This window comes from Rhodobium orientis, assembly GCF_003258835.1.
GTDB lineage: Bacteria > Pseudomonadota > Alphaproteobacteria > Rhizobiales > Rhodobiaceae > Rhodobium > Rhodobium orientis.
Genome location: NZ_NPEV01000184.1, coordinates 1 through 265 on the forward strand (window position 1 = coordinate 1; position 265 = coordinate 265).

Consider the following 265-nt stretch of genomic DNA (forward strand, 5'->3'; position numbering starts at 1 on the left):
ATTGTTTAGACAATGTGGGTGCTGCTTTCATGATTGGCGACCTCCCTGAGTAAGATATTGGTCAAGATAATTCGGCCGTTCTTCGACCGATTCGAAATGGGGTTCACCCGTTTTCACAAGACGTAAATAAAGTGCGCCGGACCATGCAAAGCGCTGCCGAACGATCAACGCGCCGGCCGCACTGCCGGCTAACAAAACGACTGCCGTCAAAACGGCCGCCATTGCAGGCGGCTCAGCCCCCTGTACAACAGCATCCTTCAGGAGC

General features: G+C 54.0%; 1 protein-coding gene. It reads right to left on the bottom strand.

The genetic code is table 11. The features are described from left to right. Positions 1–27: 27 nt before the first annotated feature. Positions 28–265 (bottom strand): hypothetical protein (locus CH339_RS25755; protein ID WP_210207410.1); only part of this gene is annotated, 238 nt, incomplete at its 5' end.